Here is a 26,181-nt window from a genome sequence, read left to right on the forward strand (position 1 = left end):
TGTGGTGCAAAGATAATCCCTTTTTTTAATTCTTTGCGGTATTCGATTATTTGATTGATAAAAAAATCGGCAGAAGTATATCTTCTGCCGATCATCCGAAATAAAATCAGTCATGAAAATTTTATTACGCTATTATTTCCAATCTGGCATTGAGGCATTTTGGAACAGAGTTGTTCTTGCACTACTATTGCTCACATCGATAGTTTGTATATTTTTTGCTGAAAGTCCATCGTTTGAAGTATTTACAAAAATGACTTTTGCTTCATTTGGTGAAAATTTCACATCAAGATCATTGAAACCATTTTCTTTACCTGATTCTAATTCTGCTAATGTATTTGTTGCAACAGTATACAGGAATATTCTAGAATCTAATCTTCTATAATCTGAATTTTCAAAACCAGAGACATCTCTTGTGTATACCACTCTCGCATTATCGATCGAAATATCAATTCCGCTTGCTCCTCCTGTTACTCCAGAAAGCACTTGGTATAAAATATTTCCGGCCATATCTATTGTATAGATTTCTACGCCATAGCCCGAAACGTCATTTACTTTTAACACAATCTGGCTTCCGTCACGGCTCCATTCGCATTCAGAAATAAATTTACCATTTGGAGTTTTAAACAGTTGCACTAAACCAGATCCGTCTGAGTTGATACGGTAAAGCTTATCAAAATTTGGATATATAAGCTTGGCTCCGTTGGTGCTCCAAGAATAACTCACATTATCCATATTAAAGCCTGCTATTGGTATAAAATTGGTGATTTTTTTGACATCTGTCCCATCAGGATTCATGCTGAAAATCTGGAACAAAGATCCGTCAGAACTTATATAGGCAATTCTATTAATGCTCAAATTTTTTCTTGGTCTAAAACTGTTTACTTCTGCTGAAGATAATTGAAGTTCGTTTCCTTCTTCATCTGCCGCATAAATAACATTGTTGTTTTTTACCTTTTTAACATACATATATCTTGGATTTGGAAAAGCCAATGTTCTAAAGGAATTCGTCACACTATTTATAGACTTATTTATTCCGTCATTTACTGTTACTTGCCAATAATATTTGGTGCTGTAACTCAAATCTTTAATATTTAAAGTAGTAGTTTTAAGATCAGAATAGGTTTTAACCTCATCTGTAGTCCCATTTTTCACAGTAACCGTATAAGTTAGCGGATCGCTTTCAGGATCTTTTGCTGTCCAAGTCAAATCAAGACTTAAAGCCTGACCGGTAGCATTATCTACAGGAGCTGTAAGAACAGGAACTTCTGGCGGTTTGTTGGTTGCAGTTGACACTTCCATTTCAAAAATGAGTTCTATTTCAATACCATTTTCGATTGTACCCGGAACAAATCTCGCAATAAAACCATCTTTTTGAGCTTGAAAAGCATATTTTCCTGAAGGTATATTTTGAATGGTAAAATAACCATCTTTATCCGTATAAACTGTACTAGTGGTTGGGTTGGAAGAAACACGTACATTTTCCATTCCAGTATAAGAACGCACATCTACAATTCTACCTTTTACCGATCCTGCTCCTCCTTCGTCAATCTGATCTTCACTACAAGAAATCAAAAGAAAAAAGCAAATCAACATTTTTAATCCTGTTTTCATTTGAGACATATTTATTAGATTATTATTGATATTAACTTGCTGAATTATTTAAAAAAACCTAGATTTACTGAATGACTATTTTTTCTTGTACTTATATCCTTTTGGAAAATAATAGGTCACTCCCAATCCAAATCTCCAATAATAATCATCCCGAACCCCGCTAATCTTATAATCTAAATTATCTGTAAAATTAACATTGTATTCTCCGGATACTTTAACTCCAAAGTGATCTGTGACCAGATATTCGAGACCTCCACCAAATTGCACCTTACTGTGTACATTTTCAAAATCTGCATTAAAACCTACTCCAGTTCCTGCAAAAACGTAAGGCGTAAACCTATCTTCTGGCAAAATCAGGAATTCGAGATTCATGTCTAAAGTAGCATAACCATACGAATCTTTTCCTTTGTTTCCGAGTTTGAAAACGTTGGTCGAAGCGCTAATATCAAACGCTGGAGTAAAAAAGAATTTTACCGCTCCTCTTCCCATTGGCTCAAAAGTCGGACTTTTATAATCTCCTTGCATATAAGTAGCTCCTCCGCCTAATTCAATTCCAAAACGAGCTCTTTTTTCATTAAGATTTCTATTGTAGAGTTGTGCCAAATCTGCTTCGCTTTTTTCTTTATCGTATGCAGCAACAAAAGCATCAATTTGATTTTGAGGCGCATCTACTTCCCAAAGTTTGTCTTTTATTCCGTCAACAATAAGTCCTTCAACTGCTTTTTCTATAGCTTCAGTCACTGCCATTTGAATGGGTTCGTTTCGAGTAAAACCCGTTTCAACCTCCAAAAGCCTATTTAAATTGACATATCTGAATAAACTTGCATCGATGCTTTGCGATAAAATAGTTTTAGAAACATATACTGTATTTAATATTTTTCCGCTTGAAGTCGATACTAATCTTAAATAAACAGTTACTCTATCTTGTCTATATTGTGTTGAACCGCCAGCACCAAAATATCGGGCACCAAAACCGCCTGTAATAATATTGGTATCATAAGAAATAATTCCGCCTTCAAGCAAAACTCCTGCAAATAACAGAGGTGTTAAGGGCGTTCCATTAGGTTCTGTTTTTGATGCATATTCTTGTCGTGTAGAACGAATAATATTTCTCTCATTTAAAAGATTGCCCAGATTTTCACGCTCAATTGGAGTGAACCATTTAGAATCTTGCAAGGCTTTTATTAAAATAGAAGTAGCTCCTTGCGTAACCGCGGTGCTAAAAGTGCTTCCTAGTTCAGTAGGTTTATACTGCCCTGTCTGATCTTTAAATTTATAAACACCTACGACTATCTGCTCTTTGGGTTTTGGCATTTCTACCAATTTGGCAGTGGCTGGAGTATTTTCTCCATACACGGCTTTCTGCACCCCAACAGGCTGATTAAAATATGCTCCACATCCTGAGAATAGGCAAATTAATACAAATAGAAAAAGGGGACTTTTATTCATAATCTCAATTATTTACGGTGATACTGGAATCTTACTTATTTGAACAAATTACATTTACTGTCCTGGAAGAATTACTTGGGTCTGCTCACCCGTGTCTGTATCCAAAACATCTACTACCAAACCTAAATTAGAATGGTAAATATCTATCGACAGTGATCCAAAAAGATAAGTTCCTGGTGAAAGTATTCCGTTTCCTGTGCCCGTTCCCGTACCGGTGCCTATATCCGTTCCATTTCCAAATTGACTATCGAATAAAGAATTTGCTAGTCTGTTAAGCAACTGATTATTTAAATTGCTTTTGAAACGTTCTAAATCAGTCTGCTGCTTATACCCGTTGGTATTCTCTTCCTTATAGTCGTTTTGAGCCTGAGCCGAACTAAGGAGCCATGGATAATTGAAAGTGTCACCGCCAAAATTTGGATTTGCGGCTTTGTAAGTAAGATTTTGTCCAACTGACACCGTGCTAAAAGCTAAGCAAAGTAATAAAGCTATAGTTTTCATATAGATACTTTTTAATTTAATACATTAAATAGAAACTCTTTATTGGAAAAAGATTTGCTCAATTATGATTTTAATATTGAGTAATCATTTTGTTTTGCTTTTCCTGATCTTTAAAATACTTGAATAACTTTTGTGCAGCAGAATCTGCCATGTATTTTAAAAAGTCTTCTTCAGGACGCGAAATAAACTCCTCTATAATTTCACCATCAACCAAAATTGTAATTTTTGTGGTACGGCCAAAAGTCAATTCTTCTTGTACCGTAACGATTTTAGTCGTGTGAACCTTCAGTTTAGAATATTGTGCATAAAACATATCATAAAAATCATTTCCTAATTTTGTTTTGGCATCATTGGCTACAATTCCAATCATTTCAATACCATCAACAGGAAGCGATTTCCCAGCGTCTGATTCTGTTTCTTCTCCAAAAACAATTCGGTTTTTGCCAATTATGGCATTTTCTTCATCATATATCAACAACATTACAATTACTTCATCCTGCTTGGTGTAATTAACTTGCGTTTTAGACAATTCTACTTTTTGAATAGGTTCTAATGTAACTCTGCCGTCTTGCGCATTTGTTGATTTGTTTGAATTTGATTTGTTTTTCTTGAATACACTTAGTTTGTATGAGATATTCTTGAACTCTGATTTTAAATTTTCTACAGTTCCGGTTATAAACAATAAATTCTCGATTTCTTTGACTTCGATTTTCGCTTTTACCTCTTTGTTGTACTCAGCTTGTGAAAATCCTTTTTCGGAAAAAAAAATAAAAAAAACTGCGACAATTATGTTCTGATACTTTTTCATAGCTCTAGCGATTGAATACGTAAATTGTACCAGAATTTCCAGACTGATTAATGATCATATCCTTGGATATTGAATTTGATCCTGTGCTGAAAATCGTTAAATTATTGCCATCCTGATTAACTTTCATTGCTTCGACTCCACGAGAATAGGATGAAACATCACTTATATAATTATTGCTACCTGACTGTATATAGGATTGATTTATTTCGTCTGCTTTTTTGTAGACATTCATGTAGTTGTTGTTACCAGTTTGCTTTGCAGTTACATAAGCATTATTACTGATAATCGTTAAATTGGCCTGATTATAATTACCAATTTGTGCAATTTTGACTATGTTGTGACTTATAAAATATTGGTTTGTATTCTGGTTTAGATTGCGACTATTGGTTTCATTTAGAGATAGAACAAAATCATTTATTCTCCCATCAACAGATTGTGAGAACATATTTCCAATACTTAGAAATAAAATGATTACTATTATATCTTTCATAATTTTTTAAATAAAGAAAAAAAGGAAGAATTGATAAATCAGTTCTTCCTTTTCTTGTTTTTTTTAGTTTGCTTGAAGCACTACACTTCCATTCAAGATTCCAGATTGAGTAACTGTACTAGCATTTCCCCATCCTAATTGTCCTGTTATAGCCCAGTTGCCAATTCCAGATTGATCAATGCTAGAAGTGTTGAAAAATCCAACTTGAGCTGTTGTAGCTGTATTGAAGAATCCTTCTTGATAAGTTTCAGATTCGTTACCTAATCCAAATTGGTAAGCTGTAGCGGTATTGCCCCAACCAATTTGAACAGCGTCAGAACTATTAAAGAATCCGATTTGAGTTAGATCAGTACTATTATCAGCTCCAAATTGGAAAACAGAAGCAGAATTTCCAAATAGTGGCCCTTGGTCAATATCAGAACTATTGCCCACTCCAATTTGTGTTACTGTAGCTGAGTTGAAACCTCCTAATTGATCAATAGTTGACTCATTATCAGCGCCTATTTGAAGGACAGTTGCAGAGTTTAAAATACCATCTTGGTGAACATCTGAGTCATTTGACCCAACTTGAATTACTAATGATCCATTTAATAAACCGTCTTGGTCTACATTACTAGTGTTTTGAGCAAAGGCAACGCTTACAAACAGCATCGCTGAGATGCTTAAAATTACTTTTTTCATAATAAATATATTTAATTGGTTATTAATACAACTTATTATGCAGGTTTGATTTGGGGGAAAGTCTGGGGGCTTTACATATTCATTAAAAAAAGAAAAATCTGATTGTTATTTCCTTTTCTCTTGACCAAAATTAGAAAACTTATTCATATACGATTCAACTAGAAATATCTATTTTTCAATATCTTAACCTCTTTTCGATGAAATGTAAAACTATCTCGATGAACTACTAAAACAGCAAAAAACATAAGTAGGAAATTACTTAGTTATTACAATTTATTTACATTTAAGCTCTACAATTTGATAAAATAACCGTTCTAAACACCAAATTTTAATTTTATCATAAAAAAAACCTGTCTCAAAAAGACAGGTTTTTAACATTTATAGTTTCAAATATTTATTTAGTAAACAATAATTCTCTATATTTTGTCAAAGTCCAGCTTTCATCATCTACTAATAATTCTAATTTATCGCAGTGATTACGAATATCTTCAAAATATGGTTTTACTTTGTTGCAATATGCTTCGGCCATTTTTTGAGCATCAGTCAATTGGTTGGCTTTTTTTCTTTCGTTGGTCATAGCCAAAACTTTAGAATTTATGCCTTCAATATGACCAGAAATTTCTTTTATCAAAGCAATCTGCTCTTTTGCAATGGTTTCAAATTCTTTTCCAAATATTTCTTTTAAACCTTTTACGTTTTCAATTAAAGTATTTTGGTAACGAATCGCCGTTGGAATTACATGATTTCTGGCAATATCTCCTAAAACACGTCCTTCAATCTGGATTTTCTTCGTGTATTCTTCCAACTCGATTTCGTAACGCGCTTCGGCTTCTACGTGATTAAAGATTCCTAATTGCTCAAATAAATCTAAAGCTTGTTTAGAAACTTTTGCTTTAATAGCTTCCGGCGTTGTTTTAAAATTGCTTAAACCTCTTTTTGCAGCTTCTTTTTCCCAGGCTTCACTGTAACCGTCACCCTCAAAAAGAATTTTTTTAGATTGTTTAATGTATTCTCTTAAGACATTGAAAATAGCATCATCTTTTTTCATGTCTTTGGTTTCAATCAGATTTTCAACTTCATTTTTAAAGTCAATTAACTGTTTTGCCACAATAGCATTTAGAGTTGTCATTGCGTTTGAACAGTTAGAATTTGAACCAACAGCTCTAAACTCAAATTTATTTCCTGTAAAAGCAAAAGGCGAAGTTCTGTTACGATCTGTATTATCTAATAATACGTCTGGTATTTTACCAACAACGTTCAATTTAAGATCTGTTTTTTCTTCTGGCGAAAGTTTTCCTGTTGTAACACTTTCCAGTTCAGATAAAACTTTTGTTAACTGAGCTCCAATAAAAACCGACATAATTGCCGGCGGCGCTTCATTTGCTCCTAACCTGTGGTCATTACTTGCTGTTGCTATAGAGGCTCTTAATAAAGTTTCGTTATCGTTTACTGCTTTTATCGTATTAATAAAGAAAGTCAAAAACTGTAAATTGCTCATTGGCGTTTTACTCGGACTTAATAAGTTAACTCCAGTATCTGTTGCCAAAGACCAGTTATTGTGTTTTCCAGATCCGTTTACTCCTTTAAATGGTTTTTCGTGAAATAAGACTTTAAAATCATGACGCTCAGCCACTCTCTGCATCACATCCATTAATAAAGAGTTGTGATCTACTGCTAAGTTTGTCTCTTCAAAAATTGGAGCTAATTCAAACTGATTTGGTGCTACCTCATTATGACGTGTTTTTACAGGAATACCTAATAACATACATTCTTGTTCCAAATCTCTCATATAAGTAAGAGCACGAGTTGGGATTGACCCAAAATAGTGATCATCTAACTGCTGTCCTTTTGCCGAAGTATGTCCTAACAAAGTCCTTCCTGTCATCATTAAATCTGGGCGTGAATTTGCCAAGGCTTTATCAATCAGGAAATATTCCTGCTCCCAACCTAAAGTTGCAGTAACCTTTTTTACGTTTTTGTCAAAATATTTACAAACTTCTGTTGCCGCTTCATCAATTGCAGATAACGCTCTTAATAAAGGAATTTTATTATCTAAAGCTTCACCTGTATAAGCAATAAAAACGGTTGGAATACATAAAGTTGTACCATATATAAAGGCTGGTGAAGTTGGATCCCAGGCGGTGTATCCTCTTGCTTCAAATGTATTTCTGATTCCGCCGTTAGGAAAACTTGATGCATCCGGCTCTTGCTGTACTAATTGCGCTCCGCCAAATTTTTCTACAGGATCACTTCCGTCATACGAAGTTTCAAAAAAAGCGTCGTGTTTTTCTGCCGTAGTTCCCGTTAATGGCTGAAACCAGTGTGTATAATGTGTAACTCCTTTTGCAAGAGCCCATTCTTTCATTCCCATGGCAATATAATCTGCCAGTTTTCTGTCGATTTTTGTTCCATGCTGAATCGCATCTCTTACTCCTTTAAATGCATCTGAAGTTAAATACTGCTTCATTGCTTTTTCATTAAACACATTTGAACCAAAAAGATTTGATTTTCTGTTTAGTTCTTCAAAATGCACCGGCTTTCTGTTTGAAGCTTGTTGTAAAGCTTGGAAACGTAGTGTTGACATGGTTATGTATATTTTAAATTCGTACTAATTTTCATTAAAAAAATGAGGAACAAATATAAACAATAAACACTCCTTTATGAAACTTAAATTTGAGAATTTTGTAAAAGGATTTTTCAACATATGAAGGCTTTTTTAAAGAATAATGATATCGTTGTAAAGAAATATAACAAAAAACCGCAATATTATCCATTAAATAAACATTTTTTCATAATTTCTTAACCCAAAAAATCAAAAACAGGCCCATATTTTTGCGAATTTACATTTTTACCCCATAAAAAATTACTTAATTTAAAATATACCCCTATCAAAATTGCGCTTCTCAAAAAAATAGTACTTCGCAAAACAAAATAGCCCCCTAATTTTTAGGACTAAAAAAATAAATCTATATTTGACCCAGCGAAAAAACAAAAAAATAAATTTATATTATTATGGCTAAAATTAAGTTAGAGTACATTTGGTTAGATGGATATGAACCAACTCAAAATCTTAGAAGTAAAACTAAAGTTGAAGAGCATGAAAACTTCAAAGGAACATTAGAAGAACTTGGAAACTGGTCATTTGATGGTTCGTCAACTAAACAAGCTGAAGGTGGTTCTTCTGACTGTCTTTTAGTTCCTGTTGCAATTTATCCTGATCCAACTCGTATCAACGGATGGTTGGTAATGTCTGAAGTTATGTATGCTGACGGTACCCCACACCCTTCTAACGGTAGAGCTACAATTGATGATGATAATGATGATTTTTGGTTTGGTTTCGAACAAGAGTATTTCATCATGGATACTAAAACTCAACTTCCACTTGGTTTCCCAGTTGGAGGATACCCTGCTCCACAAGGGATGTACTACTGTTCAGTAGGTGGAAAAAACACACACGGAAGAAAATTAGTTGAAGAGCATGCTGATTTATGTATCGCTGCCGGAATCAACTTTGAAGGAATTAACCAAGAGGTTGCTTGTGGCCAATGGGAGTTCCAATTATTCGCTAAAGGAGCTAAAAAAGCCGGAGATGAAATCTGGGTTGCTCGTTACTTATTAGATCGTTTGACTGAGAAATATGGTTACTATATTGAATATCACCCAAAACCTCTAGGAGATACTGACTGGAATGGTTCTGGAATGCACGCTAACTTCTCTAACGAAGTTCTTAGAACATGCGGTGATCAGGCTACTTACGAAAGAATTTGTGAAGCTTTCCGTCCTGTTACTGCTGAGCACATCGCGGTTTACGGAGCTTACAATGACCAACGTTTAACTGGTAAACACGAAACTGCTTCTATTCATGATTTCTCTTACGGAGTTTCAGACAGAGGTTGTTCAATCAGAATTCCTTTAATGACTGTTCAAAAAGGATGGAAAGGTTGGTTAGAAGACAGAAGACCAGCTTCAAACGGAGATCCTTACAAAATCGCTGCCAGAATTATCAAAACTGTTAAATCAGCGCTGTAATTCAAAGCTTAAATTATATCCTAAAAGTGCTTTCTTAATCGAAAGCACTTTTTTTGTTTTAATTTTAACCGCAAAGTTCGCAAAGAATTTTATTGAGAAAGCTCAAATAATACGTTCGCAAAGCTTTGCGAACTTTATGCTTTTTTATTACCATAAATAAAAAAAACTTTGCACTCTTTGCGTTTAAATCTACTTTCAACGTAAAGCAACCAAACATTGGAATTTTGAAACGAACTTTCCTAATAATTAATTTTTAAGTTAACTGCCAAAACTTATCTTTGTATATCATTAAAAAAAATCATCATGATAGTCTGGACTCTCTTTTTGTTAGCCGTAATTTTTATCCTTGCTTTAGACTTGGGTGTGTTTAATAAAACACCTCATATTATAAGCACCAAAGAAGCCAGCAAATGGACTTTGATCTGGGTTACTTTATCGTTTCTTTTTTCTGGTGTAATCTACTGGCTTTACACAACAGATTATATAGAAAATCCCGATGGCTTAAAACCAGCCGTGGCTTCAATGAAGTTTATTACAGGTTATTTAATCGAATTATCGTTAAGTGTCGATAACATTTTTGTAATCGCTATTATTTTTGCTTCTTTTAAAATTCCGCAAAAATACCAGCACCGCGTTTTGTTCTGGGGAATTTTAGGTGCAATTGTCTTTAGAGGTTTAATGATATTCTTTGGCGTAATGCTTATCAATAAATTTGCATGGACAACCTATGTATTTGGTATTTTCCTGATTTTTACAGCTGTCAAAATGTTATTTTCCGGCGAAGAAGAAGACTTTCACCCAAAGGATTCTTTCGTTTACAAAGCTTTAGGAAAAGTTATCCCGATTACTTCTGAAATGGAAGGCGAAAAATTCTTTATTTCTACCAAAACTGCCAGAAAAGCAGCAACACCATTATTTGTTGCTTTAATTGTTATTGAAGTAATGGATGTTTTATTTGCCGTAGACAGCGTTCCGGCTATTTTAGCCATTACAAAAGATCCATTCCTTGTATTCAGCTCTAATATTTTTGCTATTCTTGGACTACGTTCAATGTATTTCTTCCTGGCAAATATGCTTGCAAAATTCAGTTATTTAGAATACAGTTTAGTTGCTATTTTAGCTTTTGTTGGATTAAAAATGCTTTTACACGATTGGATTCACGTTCCAGAATGGGCTTCTTTAGGATTTATCGCCCTTTCTCTTTTAGTAGGGATTTTGGTTTCACTTAAATTTGGAAAAGAAAAAGAATTAACTGATTTGGATTTAGATCAGGAATAATTATTTTTTGAAACATATATTCATAAAAAAAGGAGATCTTTCGATCTCCTTTTTTTATTTAATTTTTTTAATTAATTCAACTTTTTAGGATTACTGTCATCAATATTATATTTCTTGATAACTTCATAATAATTTGAATAGTCAGCTTTATTTGTAGATTTAGCAGTAGTAACAATAGGATCATTACCTGGAATAACTACAATACGAAATATTTGATTAGTCCTTAAATCTGCTGGTATTGGATTTGCAGCTAAATCCAATCCTTCTGTATAAATTCTAACATCATCTTGAGTAAAATCAAATTTATAGCTAAAATAAAATCCTCCGTCTGAGTAATAATGAGAATCAGGAAGAATTGTCCAGACATCTAAATTAGTATTAGGAGAAAATCCTGCATATCTATATACTAGAACAACATCACCTGAATAGATTCGAGATCTAAAATTAAAATAAAAATCAGAATTAGTAGTAGCACTAAAATTCACTTTTTCCACTTCAAAAACGTCAGCAGCTGGTCCTGGAATCCCTTCTGGTCCCGGAGGCCCTTCTGGTCCTTCGCAGCTTGTAAATGCCATTAATCCAACAACAGCAAATAGTGTAAGTATCTTTTTCATAATATTATCTTTTTTAAGGTTTGTACTATAAAGGTATTTCAAAAATCAAACCAAAAAAAATCTTAAGGTTTAAAATTCTATACTTTTTTGATTATTTTTTGGTAACTAATTGATTTTTAAGCAGAATTTTATTAAAAAACAAAACATGATATGGCAGTGAATTTTCCCAATAATCCCAAGTATGTGCACCTGGTCTTTCTGTATAATCGTGGTCTACCTTATTATATACTAAACGGCGATGCAATTCTCTGTTTGGTTCTATTAAAAAATCATCAACTCCGCAATCTATAACCAATGGAAGTTTATTAACTTTTATTTTATCAAGCATTCCCATTACAGCATGCTGCTGGTACATTTCGGTACTGCCGCTTTTATCTCCAAAAACCGGCTGCATTAATTTTACTACCTGAGCCGAAGATTCTCTGTTAAGCATTGTACCCATATCTACTGCCCCGCTCATACTTCCGGCGGCGCAGAATAAATCAGGATGTCTGGCAGAAAGATACAAAGCACCATGTCCGCCCATAGAAAGTCCTGTAATTACTCTTCCTGTTCTGTTGCTGATTGTTTTATAGGTTTGATCTACTTTTTGAATAACTTCCTGAGTAATAAATGTTTCAAACTGACTTTCTTTATTTACAGGACTATCAATGTAAAAACTAAAAGTTTCACCTTCCGGCATTACAATAATTAAGTTATATTGATCTGATAAACTTTGAACTAATTTTTTGTTTGGAGTATTTTTTAACCAATCGCTAAAATGGCCGTAAGCACCGTGAAGTAAATACATAACCGGAAACTTCGTTTTACTTTTGGCATAAGAAGCCGGAAGAACCACAGCCGCCTTATAGGTCTTGCCCATAGATGTACTTGCGATTTGTAAAGTATCTACCTTTGCTGCGTACGACATTGAAGAAAGACACAGAAAAAATGCAAATACTAAAATTTTAATGTTTTTCATTTTTGATAGTTTTTTTTCGATTAAAGGAATGTAAATATACCTTTTTCAATATAAACTATATGAAAAATCCGACCAGCTTTTCACTAATCGGATTTATATTATAACACAAGTATCTGTAAACTAGATTTCAACAAAAATTAAAATTTTAGCTTATAATAATTTTGTGTTCGTGGCGATATTGCGAGGCACTTTTACCTGTATATTGTTTAAATGATTTGCTAAAGTGGCTGAAATTATTAAAACCGCTTTCATAACATACTTCATTTATACTTATAGGTTTTTCGGCCAAAAGTTTAGAAGCATGCACTAGTCTGTATTCATTTACAAACTCTGTAAAAGTTTTGTTCGAAATCTTTTTAAAATAACGACAGAACGACGGCGTTGTCATACTTACCAGACTAGAAACTTCATCTATCGCAATCGACTGCTGAAAATTATCTTTTACAAAATTAAAAACAACATTCATACGATCGTTATCCTGAGTTTGAAGCTCCATAGCAAAACCGTCTGCATTGAGCATTGTATATTCTTCAGATGAATCTAATTCATGCAGAATACTCAAAAGAGTCAATAAACGTTCAAACGGAAGCTGATGTTCCATCATCTCGATCTTTTTTCCTATTTCTTTTTTGGTTTCGCCGCCAAAAGCAATTCCGCCTTTAGCCTGACTCAAAATATTTTGAATCTTTTTCATCTCCGGTACTGCTAAAAAGCCATTCCCTAAAAATTCAGGTTTAATATGAATGACTGTTTCATTTACATTTCCCGTTTGTTCATTCGTAAAACCGCAATGCGGTAAATTAGAGCCTATCAGAATCAAACTACCATTAGTATAATAGGAAACATGGCTTCCTATTTGTCTTTTCCCTGCCCCGCCGTTTATATAAACCAACTCAATCTCTGGATGATAATGCCATAAATGAGCTTTGCTATTGGTCTTTTCGGCGTGTTTCGTGTAGGTAAAAGAACTTCCGTATGAGTTAGTTATCACTTCAAGAGCTGGGGCAATTGTCTTCATGATAAATTCTTTTTAAAAAATAACAACAAAATTAACAAAAATACCTAATAAAATTCAAAAATTAACCTACAACGGTTTCGCAAATGAGATTTTTTCATCAAAAAACTCAAAAAGCTAATTCTTCAATTATCAAAAACAAGGCCATTTTTACACAACCCATATTTTTATAAAAGATTTTTTTAATATATCGCATTTAATCGACCTAATTTATAGACATTCATCATTTATGTAAGAAAAATGGAAGTTTTAAAAAAAGTTAACATTTTAAAATGTTTGAAAAATAACTGTCTAATTAACAAAAACACCTAAAATAATTCAAATTTTAACCTATAACGGTTTCGTAAATGAGAATATAGCACATAAATTGGAAAATAGAGTTGATATAAAACTTATCCTGCTGCAGTAATTTTACATCAGAGATTTAGAGATAAAAATTTAAAAACAAATACTATGAAAAAGATTGTAAAATTAAGTTTAGTATGTGCTGCTCTTTTTGCAGGATTAAGCACTTATGCGATTGATGGGAATGAGGACTTTAATCTTCATGTATTACAAAACGGAAAAGTTATCACATTTGGTGTTAACCAATTACAAAAAGCAAAATTAGCTATATACGATAAAGAAGGTACTTTATTCTATTCTGAAAATGCTTCAGGTAAAGAAGGAATCTTAAGAACTTTCAGCCTACAGGATTTTCCTGACGGAACTTACTTTTTAGAAGTTCAGGACAACGCTAAAAAAGTAAGATACGAAATTAACGTAAACAATAATGTAACAACATTATCTTCAAAAGCTATTTCATCAGTATATAAAACTACTGCTGATAAAAATACCAGCGTAGCAGTACGCTAAACAAGTTATACTTCTCATAAGTATAAAACTAAGGTTAGATAGTTAGTAAAGTTAAAAACGTAAGTTTTAAAACAGCTCTTTGTGGTTATTGGGCTGTTTTTTTTGCTCTAAACTTTCCTCATAAAGATTTTCTTAAACGCAAAGGCGCTAAGATTACGCAAAGTCCGCAAGTTTGATATTTTAAACTTTGCGGACTTTGCGTTTTTAACCTTGCGATCTTTGCGGTCAAATCTCTAGTCGTTTTTAAAACTTTTTTTTTGCATTAAACCCAAGGCTCGCATATTGCCAAAACATTGAAAAATAACAACTGAATTAACGAAAACGATAGAAATAATTCAAATTTTAACCTATAACGGTTTCGTAAATGAGAATATAGCATAGAAATTGGAAAATAGAGTTGATATAAAACACATACATCCTAACTAATTTTACATCAGAGAATTAGACATAACAATACAAAAACAAATAATATGAAAAAGAATTTAAAATTGAGCTTAGTATGTGCTGTACTTTTATCAGGATTAAGTACTTATGCTATAGACGGAGGAAATGCTTTTAACTTACACGTTTTAAGATCAAACGGAAAAATGATCACTTTTGCCCTAAATCAAGTTCAAAAAGCAAGCATTAGTATTTACGACAAAAACGGAAGTTTAATTTATTCTGAAAATGCTTCTGGAAAAGAAGGTATTTTAAGAACATTCAGCTTAGAAGAATTTCCGGCAGGAACTTATTTCCTTGAAATTGAAGATAACTTCAAAAAAGCAAGACACGAAATTACAATTACAAAAGAATCTTCTGTTTTATCTACAAAAGCTCTTGCAGCATTTTAATAAACAGATTTTCTGTAAACAATATAACACAGCAATGTGTTTAAAAATTTTATACTCGCATACAGTATAAAAATGAGGTTAGATAGTTAGTAAAGTTTAAAAACGCAAGTTTTAGAAACAGCTCTTTGTGGTTATTGAGCTGTTTTTTTTTGTGCTTTACTTTTTGGTAAAACTCTATTAATACATACTTTATTTATCTGGCTTTATTATTACGAAATTGTAAGACAAAGGTAAATTTACAAATTTGCAAAAACGTTGAAAAATAAAAACCTAATTAACAAAAACGATAAAAATAATTCAAATTTTAACCTATAACGGTTTCGTAAATGAGAATACAGCATATAAATAAGAAAACAGAGTAGCTATTTTTTTTGTAGTCCTTAACTAATTTTACATCAGAGAATTAAACTAATAATTTAAAAACTAACAGTTATGAAAAAGATTTTAAAATTGAGTTTAGTATGTGCAGTACTTTTTACAGGAAGTACATATGCAATTGATGGCAATGAAGATTTTAATCTTCATGTAATAAAAGCAAACGGAAAGCTTATTTCTTTTGCTCTTAACAGAGTACAAAAAGCAAACCTTGCCATTTATGACAAAGACGGATCTCTAATTTACTCTGAAACTGCTTCGGGTAAAGATGGAATATTAAGAACTTTCAGCCTGGAAGAATTTCCAGAAGGAACTTACTTTCTTGAAGCAGAAGATAATCTAAAAAAAGTTAGACACGAAATTACCATTACAGATGCAAAAACAGTTTTATCTGTAAAAGCAGTTTCATCTGTTTACAAAACAGGAGTTTCTGCAAAAAACACTAGCGTAGCAGTACGCTAAAAAGTTATACTTTTCACAAAAGTATAAATAAGGTTAGATAGTTAGTAAAGTTAAAAACGTGATTGTTTTAAAAACAGCTCTTTGTGGTTATTGAGCTGTTTTTTTTTGCTTTTAATCGAAGAAAAAAAATGCATTTTAACTTTTTGAAAAATTATTCTTAATAATTCTGAAAGTGATTTTTTTTATGTTAAAAAAAATTTTAAAAAAGATAAAACCGCAAGTCCCGTATTTACGTACATAGCGTAGACAAAACACAGAAATGGTTTTAATTCAGCATTTTAAACCGCAAAAAAGGTTGTTTTTTTGCTAAAAAATTAAAATTCTATTTGTAGTTTTGACCGTTCCACATTAAGTAATAGAAATAATAATTTAAAAAAAACATGACAAAATTTACCAAAACCGGGTTAGTTGCTGCCTTTTTTTTAGCAACAGTATTTACTTACGCCATTGATGGAAAAGGCGATTATATTTTAAACATTCAAACCGGAAACGGTAAAGTAGTAAGCTTTACACTAGACACGTTTGAACAATCTTCATTTTCTATCTACGACGAAAATCACAATTTACTTTATGCGGGCGAGTCTGCAGCAAACAAATTAGAAGTTTCTAAAACAATTAGTCTTGAAGGTTTTCCTGCAGGAACTTATGTTCTTGAAGTAAAAGCAAACGACAAAGTTGCAAAACACGAAATTAAAGTTGCTGCTAAAAAGGCAAAAACTGTAAAATTAGACGAATCTGTGAACCACAGTCCAGGATTCCGTCGCTAAACCACTTTTTTTGCCCCCTCAAAAAATTAGAAAAGCAGCTTCGTAATACGGAGCTGCTTTTTTATTTATCAGCTGTTTCAATAAGTTTCCAAAACAAGTCTCTTTCCTCGGAAATAACAATTTCTCCAGATTCCTTAAAACTAAATGAATGCGCAAAAGCATACATATAATGAAATAAATCAACGAGTGTGAAACTTTGTTTGAATTCTGGTCTTACTTCGCTGTGATTAGCAAAACAAACATTGGTTTCTAACTGATCTTTTATAAAAATCAAATCCAGAGTCTGCTCAATTTTAAAGAAAAGCGGCGTGTTTATTTCGTGATTTTTAAAAAGGTCTTCAATTTTAAATTGAATTTTATTTTCGCTGAGAGAAATTTTAGAAACAAGATTTTCTAAATCAGTATTTTTATCTAAATCCAGATTTTTTAATGTGCCGATTTTTTCTAAAAAGTCCTGAATTTTCATAATCTTAAAAATAAACCATTTTACAAAAAAAGAAAAGCATCACGCTGTAACGGATGCTTTCATATTTTTTTTAAGATTGCTATTTATTGTTTAGCAGTTTTTCTAAATATTCGTTTTTGTCTTTTTCGGCCTGAAGCAAACGCTCGTAAAGCTTTTTATTTTCTTCGAAAGATTCAACTAATTTGTCTAATGGATTAAAAGTACAATGATTGTTATTTCCAAAATGGCTATTATTTACTGCTTCATTAAAACTATTAAAATAATTAATCATACCATCTTCCGAAAAGTTTTTAATAGCATCAACCGTTACACCAAGTGCTTTTGCAATAGCGATAAGTTTATCTTCATCAATTGTTTCACTATTTTCTAAAATAGAAATCGCCTGCTGGTTTGTTCCTAAAGCCTGCGCCAAAGCTTCCTGCTTCATATCACGAAGTTCACGAATACGGCTTATTTTACGCCCTATATGATTTGGTTTTGTTAGTGTGCTCATAATTCAAAGATAATAATTTAGTGTAAGAATCTGCGAGATGTAAAAAACATATTTAATCGTGTACCAAACACCAAAAATTGATTTGCTACATAAGAATCAATTTCTTTCTTCGCCGAACCAAAACAAAAGTACAATTTTTCTTATAATATTTTTATAAAGTCCAAATTGTAAATCAATTAATTATATGCCAATAAAAAAGAAATACTATGGAAACCAATGAAACTAAAAACTTAAATCGCCTAAAAGAATTAACTGCCTTGTATTTTAAAACCTTAAAACCCGTTAATAACAATCAAGATGATTATGTGATACAAATTAAGGTTGCAAATTATTTTGAACTCGGCTGCATCATAACCGATTTGCTAAAACTTTGCATTCTCGCCCTCGATCACGATATGACCAACATCGACAAAAAGAAAAACCAAGCCATAAATGTAAGTTTGATTCTCGAAACGGTTTTGCAGTTTTTCCCTTTAGATGAAATGGAATTTTTGGGGTATGTTGGGGAGGTTTTTGAATAATTGTACTTTAACCAAATAACACACAAACTTGTCATTTCGCCGTAAGGAGAAATCGCACACGAAACTCGACAAAGCAGATCGCCAATCTTCGCAGAATTACTAATTTCGTCTGCTGGCGCGAGCGTCCCGCTCGTGCATTTTAAAGCTATTCTATTTTCATAAACTTTGTTTTCACGAGCGGGACGCTCGCGCTAGCATGGCTAACATGGGATTATCAATTCAAATTATTGATTATTTCAAAAATGTCATTGCATTCATGATCATCAATAAAAGTCATCATCATTTCAATCAAATGATCAATTCTGTAATCGCTTTTTGTTTTATAAAGGCAATCTTGAAAATTACCAACTCTGCAAGAACGACATTGAGCAATCATATTTCCTCTACATTTTTCCTTTAGATCTTTAATCGCAGGGTAAATGGCATTTAAATACCAATATAAATACCATTTACCTTTTGCAATTAATTTTATATTAGTTAAATTAATGTTCAATTCACCTGCAAAATTTTCTAAATCAATCTTTTTACTTTCCAACTTAGGCAAAACATCATCTAGAAAATGCAAAGCCGAAATTCTTGCTGCAGAGAAATCGTAACCTACCTCAGTATGATACCCATCACTGCATGCATTTCTTAAAGCCTCTAAAGAAATCATATAAAGATTGTCCAAACTTTCTGTAAATGAATTTTCTAATAAATGTAAAATTTCATCATCTATTTCTTCATTTATATTATAAGTTATACTACTTACAAGCTGTTTTAAGTTATTCAAAGTTGCAAAATACGTTTCTATTGAATAATGCCTAGTTATAAAAAGACCATTTAGAGTTGGTAAATCTTGCCTAAAATCTCTCACATCTTTATCTATGATACCTATAATTTTATTAACATTTTCAGCTCTTTCAGCATATTTTGGTTGAAGTTTTTGAACACAGGTAATTACACCATTACATCCCTCATAATGATCTTCAAACTCATTAGATTGATACACTTGCACTTTTTTATTAATTCTCTTAGTTAGTGAGTCATAAATTTGAAAATCATCTTTACCTTCGACAATTAATATTGGTTCTTCAATCATTATAGCTGCCGCCATAATATCAAATAAGTCGTATTTCAATCCCATACCTTACACTAATTTTACTAGATAATTAGAATTTTTATGAGAAATTGAAGGACTATGAGTAGCAACAATAATTTGTGAATCAGGACTCAATTCACTAAGTAAAGGTATCAACTCACGTTGCCATACCATATTCAGTGATATCTCTGGTTCGTCTATAATAAAAAAACTTCGATTTCTCCCCATAATTAAAAACAAGGTCAAAAATGTTAGTAAATGTCTTTCACCACTTGATAGTTTATTGAGATTATGAATATTATTTTTACTTATTTCAATAAATGTTTCTTCCTCCGTAACAATTAGTCTTTTATTTCTGTAAAGATGACTGTTAAAAATTTCGATTAATTTACTTATCGATTTTAATTCTACATTCTCTTCTTCTACCTTACCTAATATATTTATTAATAAAACCCTAAATATTTTACTGCCTTCTATTTCCGATGATGGATTTTGTTTATCTAAATAATTCAATAACTTCTTTTGGAGTCCTGATTTATCTAATTTTTCCACTAAGGAAATTAACACATTTCTTTTTTTTTCGATTCTCTCATTGAAGTCTACAGGTAAGTCATAATTAGCTTGTTCCATTTCGATATCAACAGCATTTGATATTGTATTGAAAAATGCATTTTTGACTTTATCTGAAGTAGCTCTTTGACCTGCACGAAATTGCTTTATTATTGATTCTTCTATTTGATTAATTCCTATAAAATCAACAGAAATATGATTTGCGGTATCCCAATCTTCACTAAAAAGATTTTTATTTTTTTTAGTTGGTTTTTTATTATGATCTAGTAAATAATAATAATCGCTCCACTTTATACTTGTATATTTAGAATGCAAACTTTCATCCTCTTCTGAGAAATTTTGTATTACACCTCTATTCACACCAAAAAGTATTGAAGTTTCATTAATTAAATCTTTAATATTATCACCCCAATCTACTTTTTTGCCAATTATTTTTATAGTATTTAATTTAGTTTTCTTTTGATCGAGCAAATATGTAATTTTAACTTCCTTAACATTTTCTTCTAATAAATAGGAGTCATCCTTATTAAAAATTGCATATATTATCTTTAAAAATGTTGTTTTTCCACTTCCATTTTCTCCATAAATAACTGTAATAGGTTCTTTCGAAAAAATAATATTTACTTCTCTATTAGTTTCTTTAAACCCTTTAATATGAATTTCTGTAATTTTTATCATTGGTTATGAATTTGATATCTTATGATTCTTTTATTTAAATAAACAGTAACCTATTGTCTCCATTCATTATACTTTCAAAAATATTTTTTACGCTAATATATACAAACATCTTTTGATAAAATTGAGGAAAACCGTAAAGCACTAAAATTTCCAATCACAAAAACAAAAAAACCTCCCATTTCACATGAGAGGTTTTTATATAAATCTATAAGTACAAAAATTACATATTCCTTCTATACTGCCCGCCAACTTCAAACAACGCCGAAGTAATCTGCCCTAAAGAACAAACCTTTGTAGCTTCCATTAAATAATCGAATAAGTTTTCGTTTTTAATGGCTGCTTCTTTTAACTGGCTTAAATGCTCGTTTACTTTTGCTTCGTGGAAATTATGCAGATTGTCCAACATCGTAATCTGGTATTGTTTTTCTTCTTCTGTGGCACGAATAACCTCAGCCGGAATTACCGTTGGTGATCCTTTAGAACTCAGGAAAGTATTTACACCCACAATTGGGAAATCTCCGTTGTGTTTTAAGGTTTCGTAATACAAACTTTCTTCCTGAATTTTAGAGCGTTGGTACATCGTTTCCATTGCGCCAAGAACGCCGCCTCTTTCTGTAATTCTGTCGAATTCCTGTAAAACAGCTTCTTCAACTAAATCTGTTAATTCTTCGATGATGAACGAACCTTGAATTGGGTTTTCGTTTTTCGCTAAACCTAATTCCTTATTAATAATCAGCTGAATTGCCATGGCTCTACGAACCGATTCTTCTGTTGGTGTTGTAATGGCTTCGTCGTAAGCGTTGGTGTGCAATGAATTACAGTTATCGTAAATCGCATACAAAGCTTGCAAAGTCGTACGAATATCGTTAAAATCAATTTCCTGAGCGTGTAACGAACGGCCAGATGTCTGAATATGGTATTTCAGCATTTGCGCTCTTTCGTTGGCTCCGTATTTCAGTTTCATGGCTTTTGCCCAAATTTTACGTGCCACACGACCAATAACTGAATATTCAGGATCTACTCCGTTTGAGAAGAAGAACGATAAATTTGGTCCGAAATCGTTGATATTCATGCCGCGGCTCAAATAATATTCCACGTAAGTGAAACCATTTGAAAGCGTAAAGGCTAATTGCGTAATTGGGTTCGCTCCCGCCTCGGCAATATGATATCCTGAAATCGAAACCGAATAGAAATTACGAACGTTTTTAGTAATAAAATATTCCTGAACATCACCCATTAATCGCAGCGCAAATTCGGTTGAAAAAATACAAGTATTCTGCGCCTGGTCTTCTTTTAAAATATCGGCCTGAACTGTTCCACGAACTTGTGCTAACGTTTTTACTTTTATTTCGTTATAAACTTCCAAAGGTAAAACCTGATCTCCCGTAACGCCCAAAAGCATTAATCCCAAACCGTTGTTTCCTGCCGGAAGTTCGCCTTGATATTTCGGTCTTTCAATTCCTTTTTCTTTATATAATTTGTTGATTTTAGCCTCAACTTCTTTTTCTAAACCATTTTCTTTAATGTAAATCTCACATTGCTGATCGATTGCCGCATTCATAAAGAAACCTAAAAGCATTGGCGCTGGTCCATTAATCGTCATACTTACCGAAGTCAATGCATGAACCAAATCAAAACCAGAATATAATTTTTTAGCATCATCAAGACAACAGATTGAAACTCCCGCATTTCCAATTTTTCCATAAATATCTGGACGCAAATCTGGATCGTTTCCATACAAAGTCACACTGTCAAAAGCCGTTGAAAGACGTTTTGCAGGCATTCCCGCACTTACATAATGAAAACGTTTATTGGTTCTTTCTGGTCCTCCCTCGCCCGCAAACATTCTCGACGGATCTTCACCTTCACGTTTAAACGGATATAATCCCGAAGCAAACGGAAATTCTCCAGGAACATTTTCCTGTAAATTCCAACGCAGAATATCGCCCCAGCCTTCGTATTTAGGCAACGCAATTTTTGGAATTTGTAAATGCGATAAACTTTCAGAATGTGTTGCGATTTTGATTTCTTTATCACGAACCTTAAAACTGTAAACCGGATTTTTATATTTCGCTACTTTATCTGCCCAATTCAGGATAATTTCCCAATTGTACGGATCTAAATCCATTTTTACCTTATCAAACTGATTAAGTAAAAGATTTAAAAAGATTCTATTTTCATCGTTTTCCTGAAATCCTCCAGATAAAACTGTAGAATCGTCGATTCCTGCTTTTGTAATCTGCGGTACTTTTCCAGAAACTGATTCTATGGTTTTAAAAATTCCGTACAATTTCTGAGCTACTTTTTGCTGCGCAATTGCCGTTTCATCATAATTTCTGTTATTTTCGGCAATTTCAGAAAGATAACGAGTTCTTCCCGGCGGAATCACGAATATCTTTTCGCTCATTTCTTTGGTGATTTCAAAAGTCGATTTCAAGTCAGAATCGGTTTTTTCAGCCACTTTATCCATAATCGCTTTATAAAGCGTGTTCATTCCCGGATCGTTAAACTGCGAAGCAATCGTTCCGAAAACCGGCATTTCATCAGGATTTTTGTCCCAAAGATTATGGTTTCTTTGATATTGTTTTTTTACATCGCGAAGAGCGTCTAAAGCACCGCGTTTATCAAATTTATTTAAAGCTACTAAATCGGCAAAATCAAGCATGTCGATTTTCTCCAATTGTGTTGCGGCACCAAATTCCGGCGTCATTACATATAAAGAAACATCAGAATGATCCATAATTTCAGTATCTGACTGACCAATTCCTGAAGTTTCCAGAATAATCAAATCGTATTTTGCGGCTTTTAAAACCTGAATCGCTTCGGCTACATATTTAGATAAAGCCAAATTCGACTGACGTGTCGCAAGCGAACGCATATAAACTCTTGGATTATTAATCGCATTCATACGGATTCTGTCTCCTAAAAGTGCTCCTCCTGTTTTTCTTTTCGAAGGATCGACAGAAACTAATCCGATTGTTTTTTCTGGAAAATCAATTAAAAAACGGCGGACCAATTCGTCAACCAAAGAAGATTTTCCGGCACCACCCGTTCCTGTAATTCCCAAAACCGGAATTTTAGAATTGGCATTACTTTCATGTATTTTATCAAAAACTGGCTTAGCAATTTCAGGGAAATTTTCTGCGGCAGAGATTAAACGCGCAATGGCTGTTGGCACTTTATTTTCAATATGATCGATTTCTCCGTTTAATTTGTCTCCAATCGGGAAATCTGATTTTTCAACCAAATCATTAATCATTCCCTGCAAACCTAACGAACGACCGTCATCTGGAGCATAAATTCTCGTAATACCATATTCATGTAATTCTGAAATTTCGCTTGGCAGAATTACACCGCCTCCGCCTCCAAAAATCTTAATATGCCCTGCCCCTTTTTCCTTAAGCAAGTCATACATATATTTAAAGTATTCATTGTGTCCGCCTTGGTACGATGTCATGGCAATGGCGTTAGCATCTTCCTGTATGGCGGTATTTACCACTTCTTCTACACTTCGGTCATGACCTAAGTGAATCACTTCTACTCCTGTTGACTGAATAATACGACGCATAATATTGATCGCGGCGTCATGTCCGTCAAAAAGTGAAGCTGCTGTTACAATTCTTACTTTATTTTTAGGATTATATGGTATTTGTTGTTCCATTTTATGAATATGATAATTTTAAGCGACCAATTTACAAAATATTTTAATATTTGTTTATAGTTCTGTGTTTATGTTTTTAAAAATAAATCGATTTCGTGAACCAAAAGGGTAACAATTTTACTAACTAATTGATTTATACCATATAAACCTACTATATGGCAATTTTGAAAAATCTATATTAAATAAAGAAACACGTTTTAAGCATCCCTAAAGTAATTTAGCATTGTAGAAAAGCCCCAAATTTTTACCCTGAACTTTAATGAGAAAGTGACAACGTAAATGGAAAAGTAACAACGTAAAAATTTAAAAAATGAAAACATTTAATTTATTCACCGTAATTTTAAGTTTGAGTTTTTTTGTATCATCTTTTAACAGAATTGAAAAAACAAATTCTTTATATAAAAAAACTCCAGCTGCAACAAAAGTTTACAATAATACAGATTCAGATGTAGACAAAATTTCAAATGATTTCTTTAAAAGATATTCTGATTTAAAGAAATACAAATCAGATGTAATGTCATTATACAAAACCAGAACACTTGGCAGTATTTGGTTTGACGAAGATGAAGTTAACGAATTTGGCTCTGTATTATATGAAAAAGCAAAAAAAACAAATGACCTTGTAATTCCTTACCAAAAAGAAATTGATCAATTGTTTGATTCTTCATCAGAAAACAATCTTTCAAGAACCGATGCTGATATGCTTTTAAGTTCTTTATATGTATTGTACACTAAAAAAAGTAATGCTGACAAGAAAAGATTATCTTATGATGCCATGCTGAAAGATTTTCTAAACTACAGCACCATTGAAGAAGCTACTGCAAAAGTAGAAGACGACGGAAACTTATACGATCAGTATTATAAACTGCAGGCCGCTCTAAAACAATACAAAAAACTTGAAAAATCAAGTAAATGGAAACCTATCGTAACCGAAATGCCTTATAAAGATTTACGTCCGGATGCAGTTTCGAGTACTATTGCGCAAGTAAGAACTCGTTTATATTTATTAGGCGATTTAAAACAAGATTCTAAAAGCGATTTTTATGATCGTGAATTAATGGACGGGGTTATGAAATATAAAGTTCGTAATGGTTTTAAACCTAATTACATTTTGCAGGAAGAACATATTAAAGAAATGAATATTCCGGTTTCAGATAAGGTTAAAACCTTGATGCTGAACATGGAAAGAATTCGAGCTATTTCGCCTCAATTAGTTAATAATGACGAGTTTGTAATGGTAAATGTGCCTTCTTATGAATTGATTTATGTAAAAAACGGAAAAATTGTATTGACATCAAGCGTATTCGTAGGTTCACCTTTAACTAAAACTTCGATTTTTAATGGAGAAATTGACCGAATTGTTTTTAGCCCTTACTGGACAGTTCCGCAAAGTATTGTTCAAAATGAGTTAAGATCTAAAATCGCTTCAGATCCTAATTATCTGGCAGAAAAAAACATGGAAGTTATAAATGGTCAGGTAAGACAAAAACCAGGTCCGGAAAATTCTTTAGGATTAGTAAAATTCATGTTCCCTAATAAAGAGGATATTTATATGCACGATACACCATCTAAAACTTTATTCGATTTCGAAAAAAGAACTTTCAGCCACGGCTGTATCAATGTAAAAATGGCGAAAGAATTAGCCGTTGCCATGCTGGCAGATTATCCGGAATGGACTCAGGCAAAAATAGATAAAGCTATGGCAGGTAAAGTAGAAAATAGTTTTAAATTGTCTAAAAAAGTACCAATCTATATTACCTACTTTACTTCACTTGTAAATGAAAACGGAGAAATTGGTTTCTTTCAGGATGTTTATGAAAAAGATGCTGAATTAAATCAGGAAAAATTGCCTGTCGCAGCAAACTAATTTATTTATAAAATAAAATTAATCGGAAACTCAGTTAATGGGTTTCCGATTTTTTTTCTGCAAAAAATAGCTTAATCTATTATTTTTAAAACTTATAGGAGCAAAAAAACAGTTA

General features: G+C 32.6%; 23 protein-coding genes. 8 read left to right on the forward strand and 15 right to left on the reverse strand.

From position 1 onward, the window contains the following. Nucleotides 1-132: 132 nt before the first annotated feature. From ABD859_RS13360 to ABD859_RS13390, 7 genes are all read right to left on the reverse strand, one after another. Nucleotides 133-1,611 (reverse strand): carboxypeptidase regulatory-like domain-containing protein, encoded by a 1,479-nt coding sequence (locus tag ABD859_RS13360; RefSeq protein WP_345145059.1) that lies wholly within the window; start codon nucleotides 1,609-1,611, stop codon nucleotides 133-135. Between the two features lie 75 nt (nucleotides 1,612-1,686). After that, on the reverse strand, nucleotides 1,687-3,060 hold the full coding sequence (locus ABD859_RS13365) for a CsgG/HfaB family protein (RefSeq protein ID WP_345145061.1): 1,374 nt from the start codon (nucleotides 3,058-3,060) through the stop codon (nucleotides 1,687-1,689). Nucleotides 3,061-3,114: 54 nt separating this feature from the next. Then, nucleotides 3,115-3,561 (reverse strand): curli assembly protein CsgF, encoded by a 447-nt coding sequence (locus tag ABD859_RS13370; RefSeq protein ID WP_345145063.1) that lies wholly within the window; start codon nucleotides 3,559-3,561, stop codon nucleotides 3,115-3,117. A 70-nt stretch (nucleotides 3,562-3,631) separates the two neighbouring features. After that, complete coding sequence (locus ABD859_RS13375) at nucleotides 3,632-4,369, reverse strand: CsgE family curli-type amyloid fiber assembly protein (RefSeq protein WP_345145065.1); 738 nt, start codon at nucleotides 4,367-4,369, stop codon at nucleotides 3,632-3,634. Nucleotides 4,370-4,373: 4 nt separating this feature from the next. Beyond that, nucleotides 4,374-4,814, reverse strand: a complete 441-nt coding sequence (locus ABD859_RS13380; protein WP_345145067.1) for a hypothetical protein — start codon at nucleotides 4,812-4,814, stop codon at nucleotides 4,374-4,376. Nucleotides 4,815-4,922: 108 nt separating this feature from the next. After that, nucleotides 4,923-5,540 (reverse strand): hypothetical protein, encoded by a 618-nt coding sequence (locus ABD859_RS13385; protein ID WP_345145069.1) that lies wholly within the window; start codon nucleotides 5,538-5,540, stop codon nucleotides 4,923-4,925. Between the two features lie 394 nt (nucleotides 5,541-5,934). Then, nucleotides 5,935-8,124 carry a glutamine synthetase III family protein gene (locus ABD859_RS13390; RefSeq protein WP_345145071.1) on the reverse strand — a complete coding sequence of 730 codons (2,190 nt, stop codon included), beginning with the start codon at nucleotides 8,122-8,124 and terminating at the stop codon, nucleotides 5,935-5,937. A 428-nt stretch (nucleotides 8,125-8,552) separates the two neighbouring features. On the opposite strand from ABD859_RS13390, the gene ABD859_RS13395 reads away from it, so the two are divergent. Both ABD859_RS13395 and ABD859_RS13400 read left to right on the forward strand, forming a co-directional pair. After that, nucleotides 8,553-9,569, forward strand: a complete 1,017-nt coding sequence (locus ABD859_RS13395; protein WP_012024410.1) for a glutamine synthetase beta-grasp domain-containing protein — start codon at nucleotides 8,553-8,555, stop codon at nucleotides 9,567-9,569. A 303-nt stretch (nucleotides 9,570-9,872) separates the two neighbouring features. Continuing rightward, the gene (locus ABD859_RS13400; RefSeq protein WP_345145074.1) at nucleotides 9,873-10,847 is read left to right on the forward strand and encodes a TerC family protein; all 975 of its coding nucleotides are present in this window, start codon (nucleotides 9,873-9,875) and stop codon (nucleotides 10,845-10,847) included. Between the two features lie 71 nt (nucleotides 10,848-10,918). Here ABD859_RS13400 and ABD859_RS13405 read toward each other — a convergent pair whose 3' ends face one another. From ABD859_RS13405 to ABD859_RS13415, 3 genes are all read right to left on the reverse strand, one after another. Next, nucleotides 10,919-11,461: a hypothetical protein gene (locus ABD859_RS13405; protein WP_345145076.1), complete on the reverse strand. Its 543-nt coding sequence runs from the start codon at nucleotides 11,459-11,461 to the stop codon at nucleotides 10,919-10,921. 91 nt (nucleotides 11,462-11,552) lie between these two features. Beyond that, nucleotides 11,553-12,422 (reverse strand): alpha/beta hydrolase, encoded by an 870-nt coding sequence (locus ABD859_RS13410; protein WP_345145078.1) that lies wholly within the window; start codon nucleotides 12,420-12,422, stop codon nucleotides 11,553-11,555. A 145-nt stretch (nucleotides 12,423-12,567) separates the two neighbouring features. Further along, nucleotides 12,568-13,440, reverse strand: a complete 873-nt coding sequence (locus ABD859_RS13415; RefSeq protein ID WP_345145080.1) for an AraC family transcriptional regulator — start codon at nucleotides 13,438-13,440, stop codon at nucleotides 12,568-12,570. 450 nt (nucleotides 13,441-13,890) lie between these two features. Between ABD859_RS13415 and ABD859_RS13420 the strand changes: the two genes are divergently transcribed. The 4 genes from ABD859_RS13420 to ABD859_RS13435 all read left to right on the forward strand — a co-directional run bounded on the left by ABD859_RS13420 (nucleotide 13,891) and on the right by ABD859_RS13435 (nucleotide 16,729). Further along, a complete protein-coding gene (locus ABD859_RS13420; protein ID WP_345145082.1) occupies nucleotides 13,891-14,292 on the forward strand; it encodes a T9SS type A sorting domain-containing protein in 402 nt (133 codons plus the stop codon). 470 nt (nucleotides 14,293-14,762) lie between these two features. Next, nucleotides 14,763-15,125 carry a T9SS type A sorting domain-containing protein gene (locus ABD859_RS13425; RefSeq protein WP_345145083.1) on the forward strand — a complete coding sequence of 121 codons (363 nt, stop codon included), beginning with the start codon at nucleotides 14,763-14,765 and terminating at the stop codon, nucleotides 15,123-15,125. 432 nt (nucleotides 15,126-15,557) lie between these two features. Further along, nucleotides 15,558-15,962: a secretion protein gene (locus ABD859_RS13430; protein WP_345145085.1), complete on the forward strand. Its 405-nt coding sequence runs from the start codon at nucleotides 15,558-15,560 to the stop codon at nucleotides 15,960-15,962. A 380-nt stretch (nucleotides 15,963-16,342) separates the two neighbouring features. Further along, nucleotides 16,343-16,729, forward strand: a complete 387-nt coding sequence (locus ABD859_RS13435) for a secretion protein (RefSeq protein WP_345145087.1) — start codon at nucleotides 16,343-16,345, stop codon at nucleotides 16,727-16,729. 61 nt (nucleotides 16,730-16,790) lie between these two features. Here the strand turns inward: ABD859_RS13435 and ABD859_RS13440 are convergent, their stop codons facing one another. Both ABD859_RS13440 and ABD859_RS13445 read right to left on the reverse strand, forming a co-directional pair. After that, complete coding sequence (locus tag ABD859_RS13440; protein ID WP_345145089.1) at nucleotides 16,791-17,195, reverse strand: hypothetical protein; 405 nt, start codon at nucleotides 17,193-17,195, stop codon at nucleotides 16,791-16,793. A 79-nt stretch (nucleotides 17,196-17,274) separates the two neighbouring features. After that, the gene (locus ABD859_RS13445; protein ID WP_345145090.1) at nucleotides 17,275-17,688 is read right to left on the reverse strand and encodes a helix-turn-helix domain-containing protein; all 414 of its coding nucleotides are present in this window, start codon (nucleotides 17,686-17,688) and stop codon (nucleotides 17,275-17,277) included. Between the two features lie 206 nt (nucleotides 17,689-17,894). Between ABD859_RS13445 and ABD859_RS13450 the strand changes: the two genes are divergently transcribed. Continuing rightward, the gene (locus ABD859_RS13450; RefSeq protein ID WP_345145091.1) at nucleotides 17,895-18,209 is read left to right on the forward strand and encodes a hypothetical protein; all 315 of its coding nucleotides are present in this window, start codon (nucleotides 17,895-17,897) and stop codon (nucleotides 18,207-18,209) included. 214 nt (nucleotides 18,210-18,423) lie between these two features. Here ABD859_RS13450 and ABD859_RS13455 read toward each other — a convergent pair whose 3' ends face one another. The 3 genes from ABD859_RS13455 to ABD859_RS13465 all read right to left on the reverse strand — a co-directional run bounded on the left by ABD859_RS13455 (nucleotide 18,424) and on the right by ABD859_RS13465 (nucleotide 24,199). Continuing rightward, a complete protein-coding gene (locus ABD859_RS13455; RefSeq protein WP_345145093.1) occupies nucleotides 18,424-19,335 on the reverse strand; it encodes a DUF4435 domain-containing protein in 912 nt (303 codons plus the stop codon). 3 nt (nucleotides 19,336-19,338) lie between these two features. Then, the gene (locus tag ABD859_RS13460) at nucleotides 19,339-20,538 is read right to left on the reverse strand and encodes an AAA family ATPase (protein WP_345145095.1); all 1,200 of its coding nucleotides are present in this window, start codon (nucleotides 20,536-20,538) and stop codon (nucleotides 19,339-19,341) included. Nucleotides 20,539-20,758: 220 nt separating this feature from the next. Beyond that, nucleotides 20,759-24,199 carry a methylmalonyl-CoA mutase family protein gene (locus ABD859_RS13465; RefSeq protein ID WP_345145097.1) on the reverse strand — a complete coding sequence of 1,147 codons (3,441 nt, stop codon included), beginning with the start codon at nucleotides 24,197-24,199 and terminating at the stop codon, nucleotides 20,759-20,761. Nucleotides 24,200-24,509: 310 nt separating this feature from the next. On the opposite strand from ABD859_RS13465, the gene ABD859_RS13470 reads away from it, so the two are divergent. Then, on the forward strand, nucleotides 24,510-26,066 hold the full coding sequence (locus ABD859_RS13470) for a L,D-transpeptidase family protein (protein WP_345145099.1): 1,557 nt from the start codon (nucleotides 24,510-24,512) through the stop codon (nucleotides 26,064-26,066). Nucleotides 26,067-26,181 lie beyond the last annotated feature (115 nt).

This window comes from Flavobacterium ginsengiterrae, assembly GCF_039539785.1.
In the GTDB taxonomy this organism is placed as follows: Bacteria; Bacteroidota; Bacteroidia; order Flavobacteriales; family Flavobacteriaceae; genus Flavobacterium; species Flavobacterium ginsengiterrae.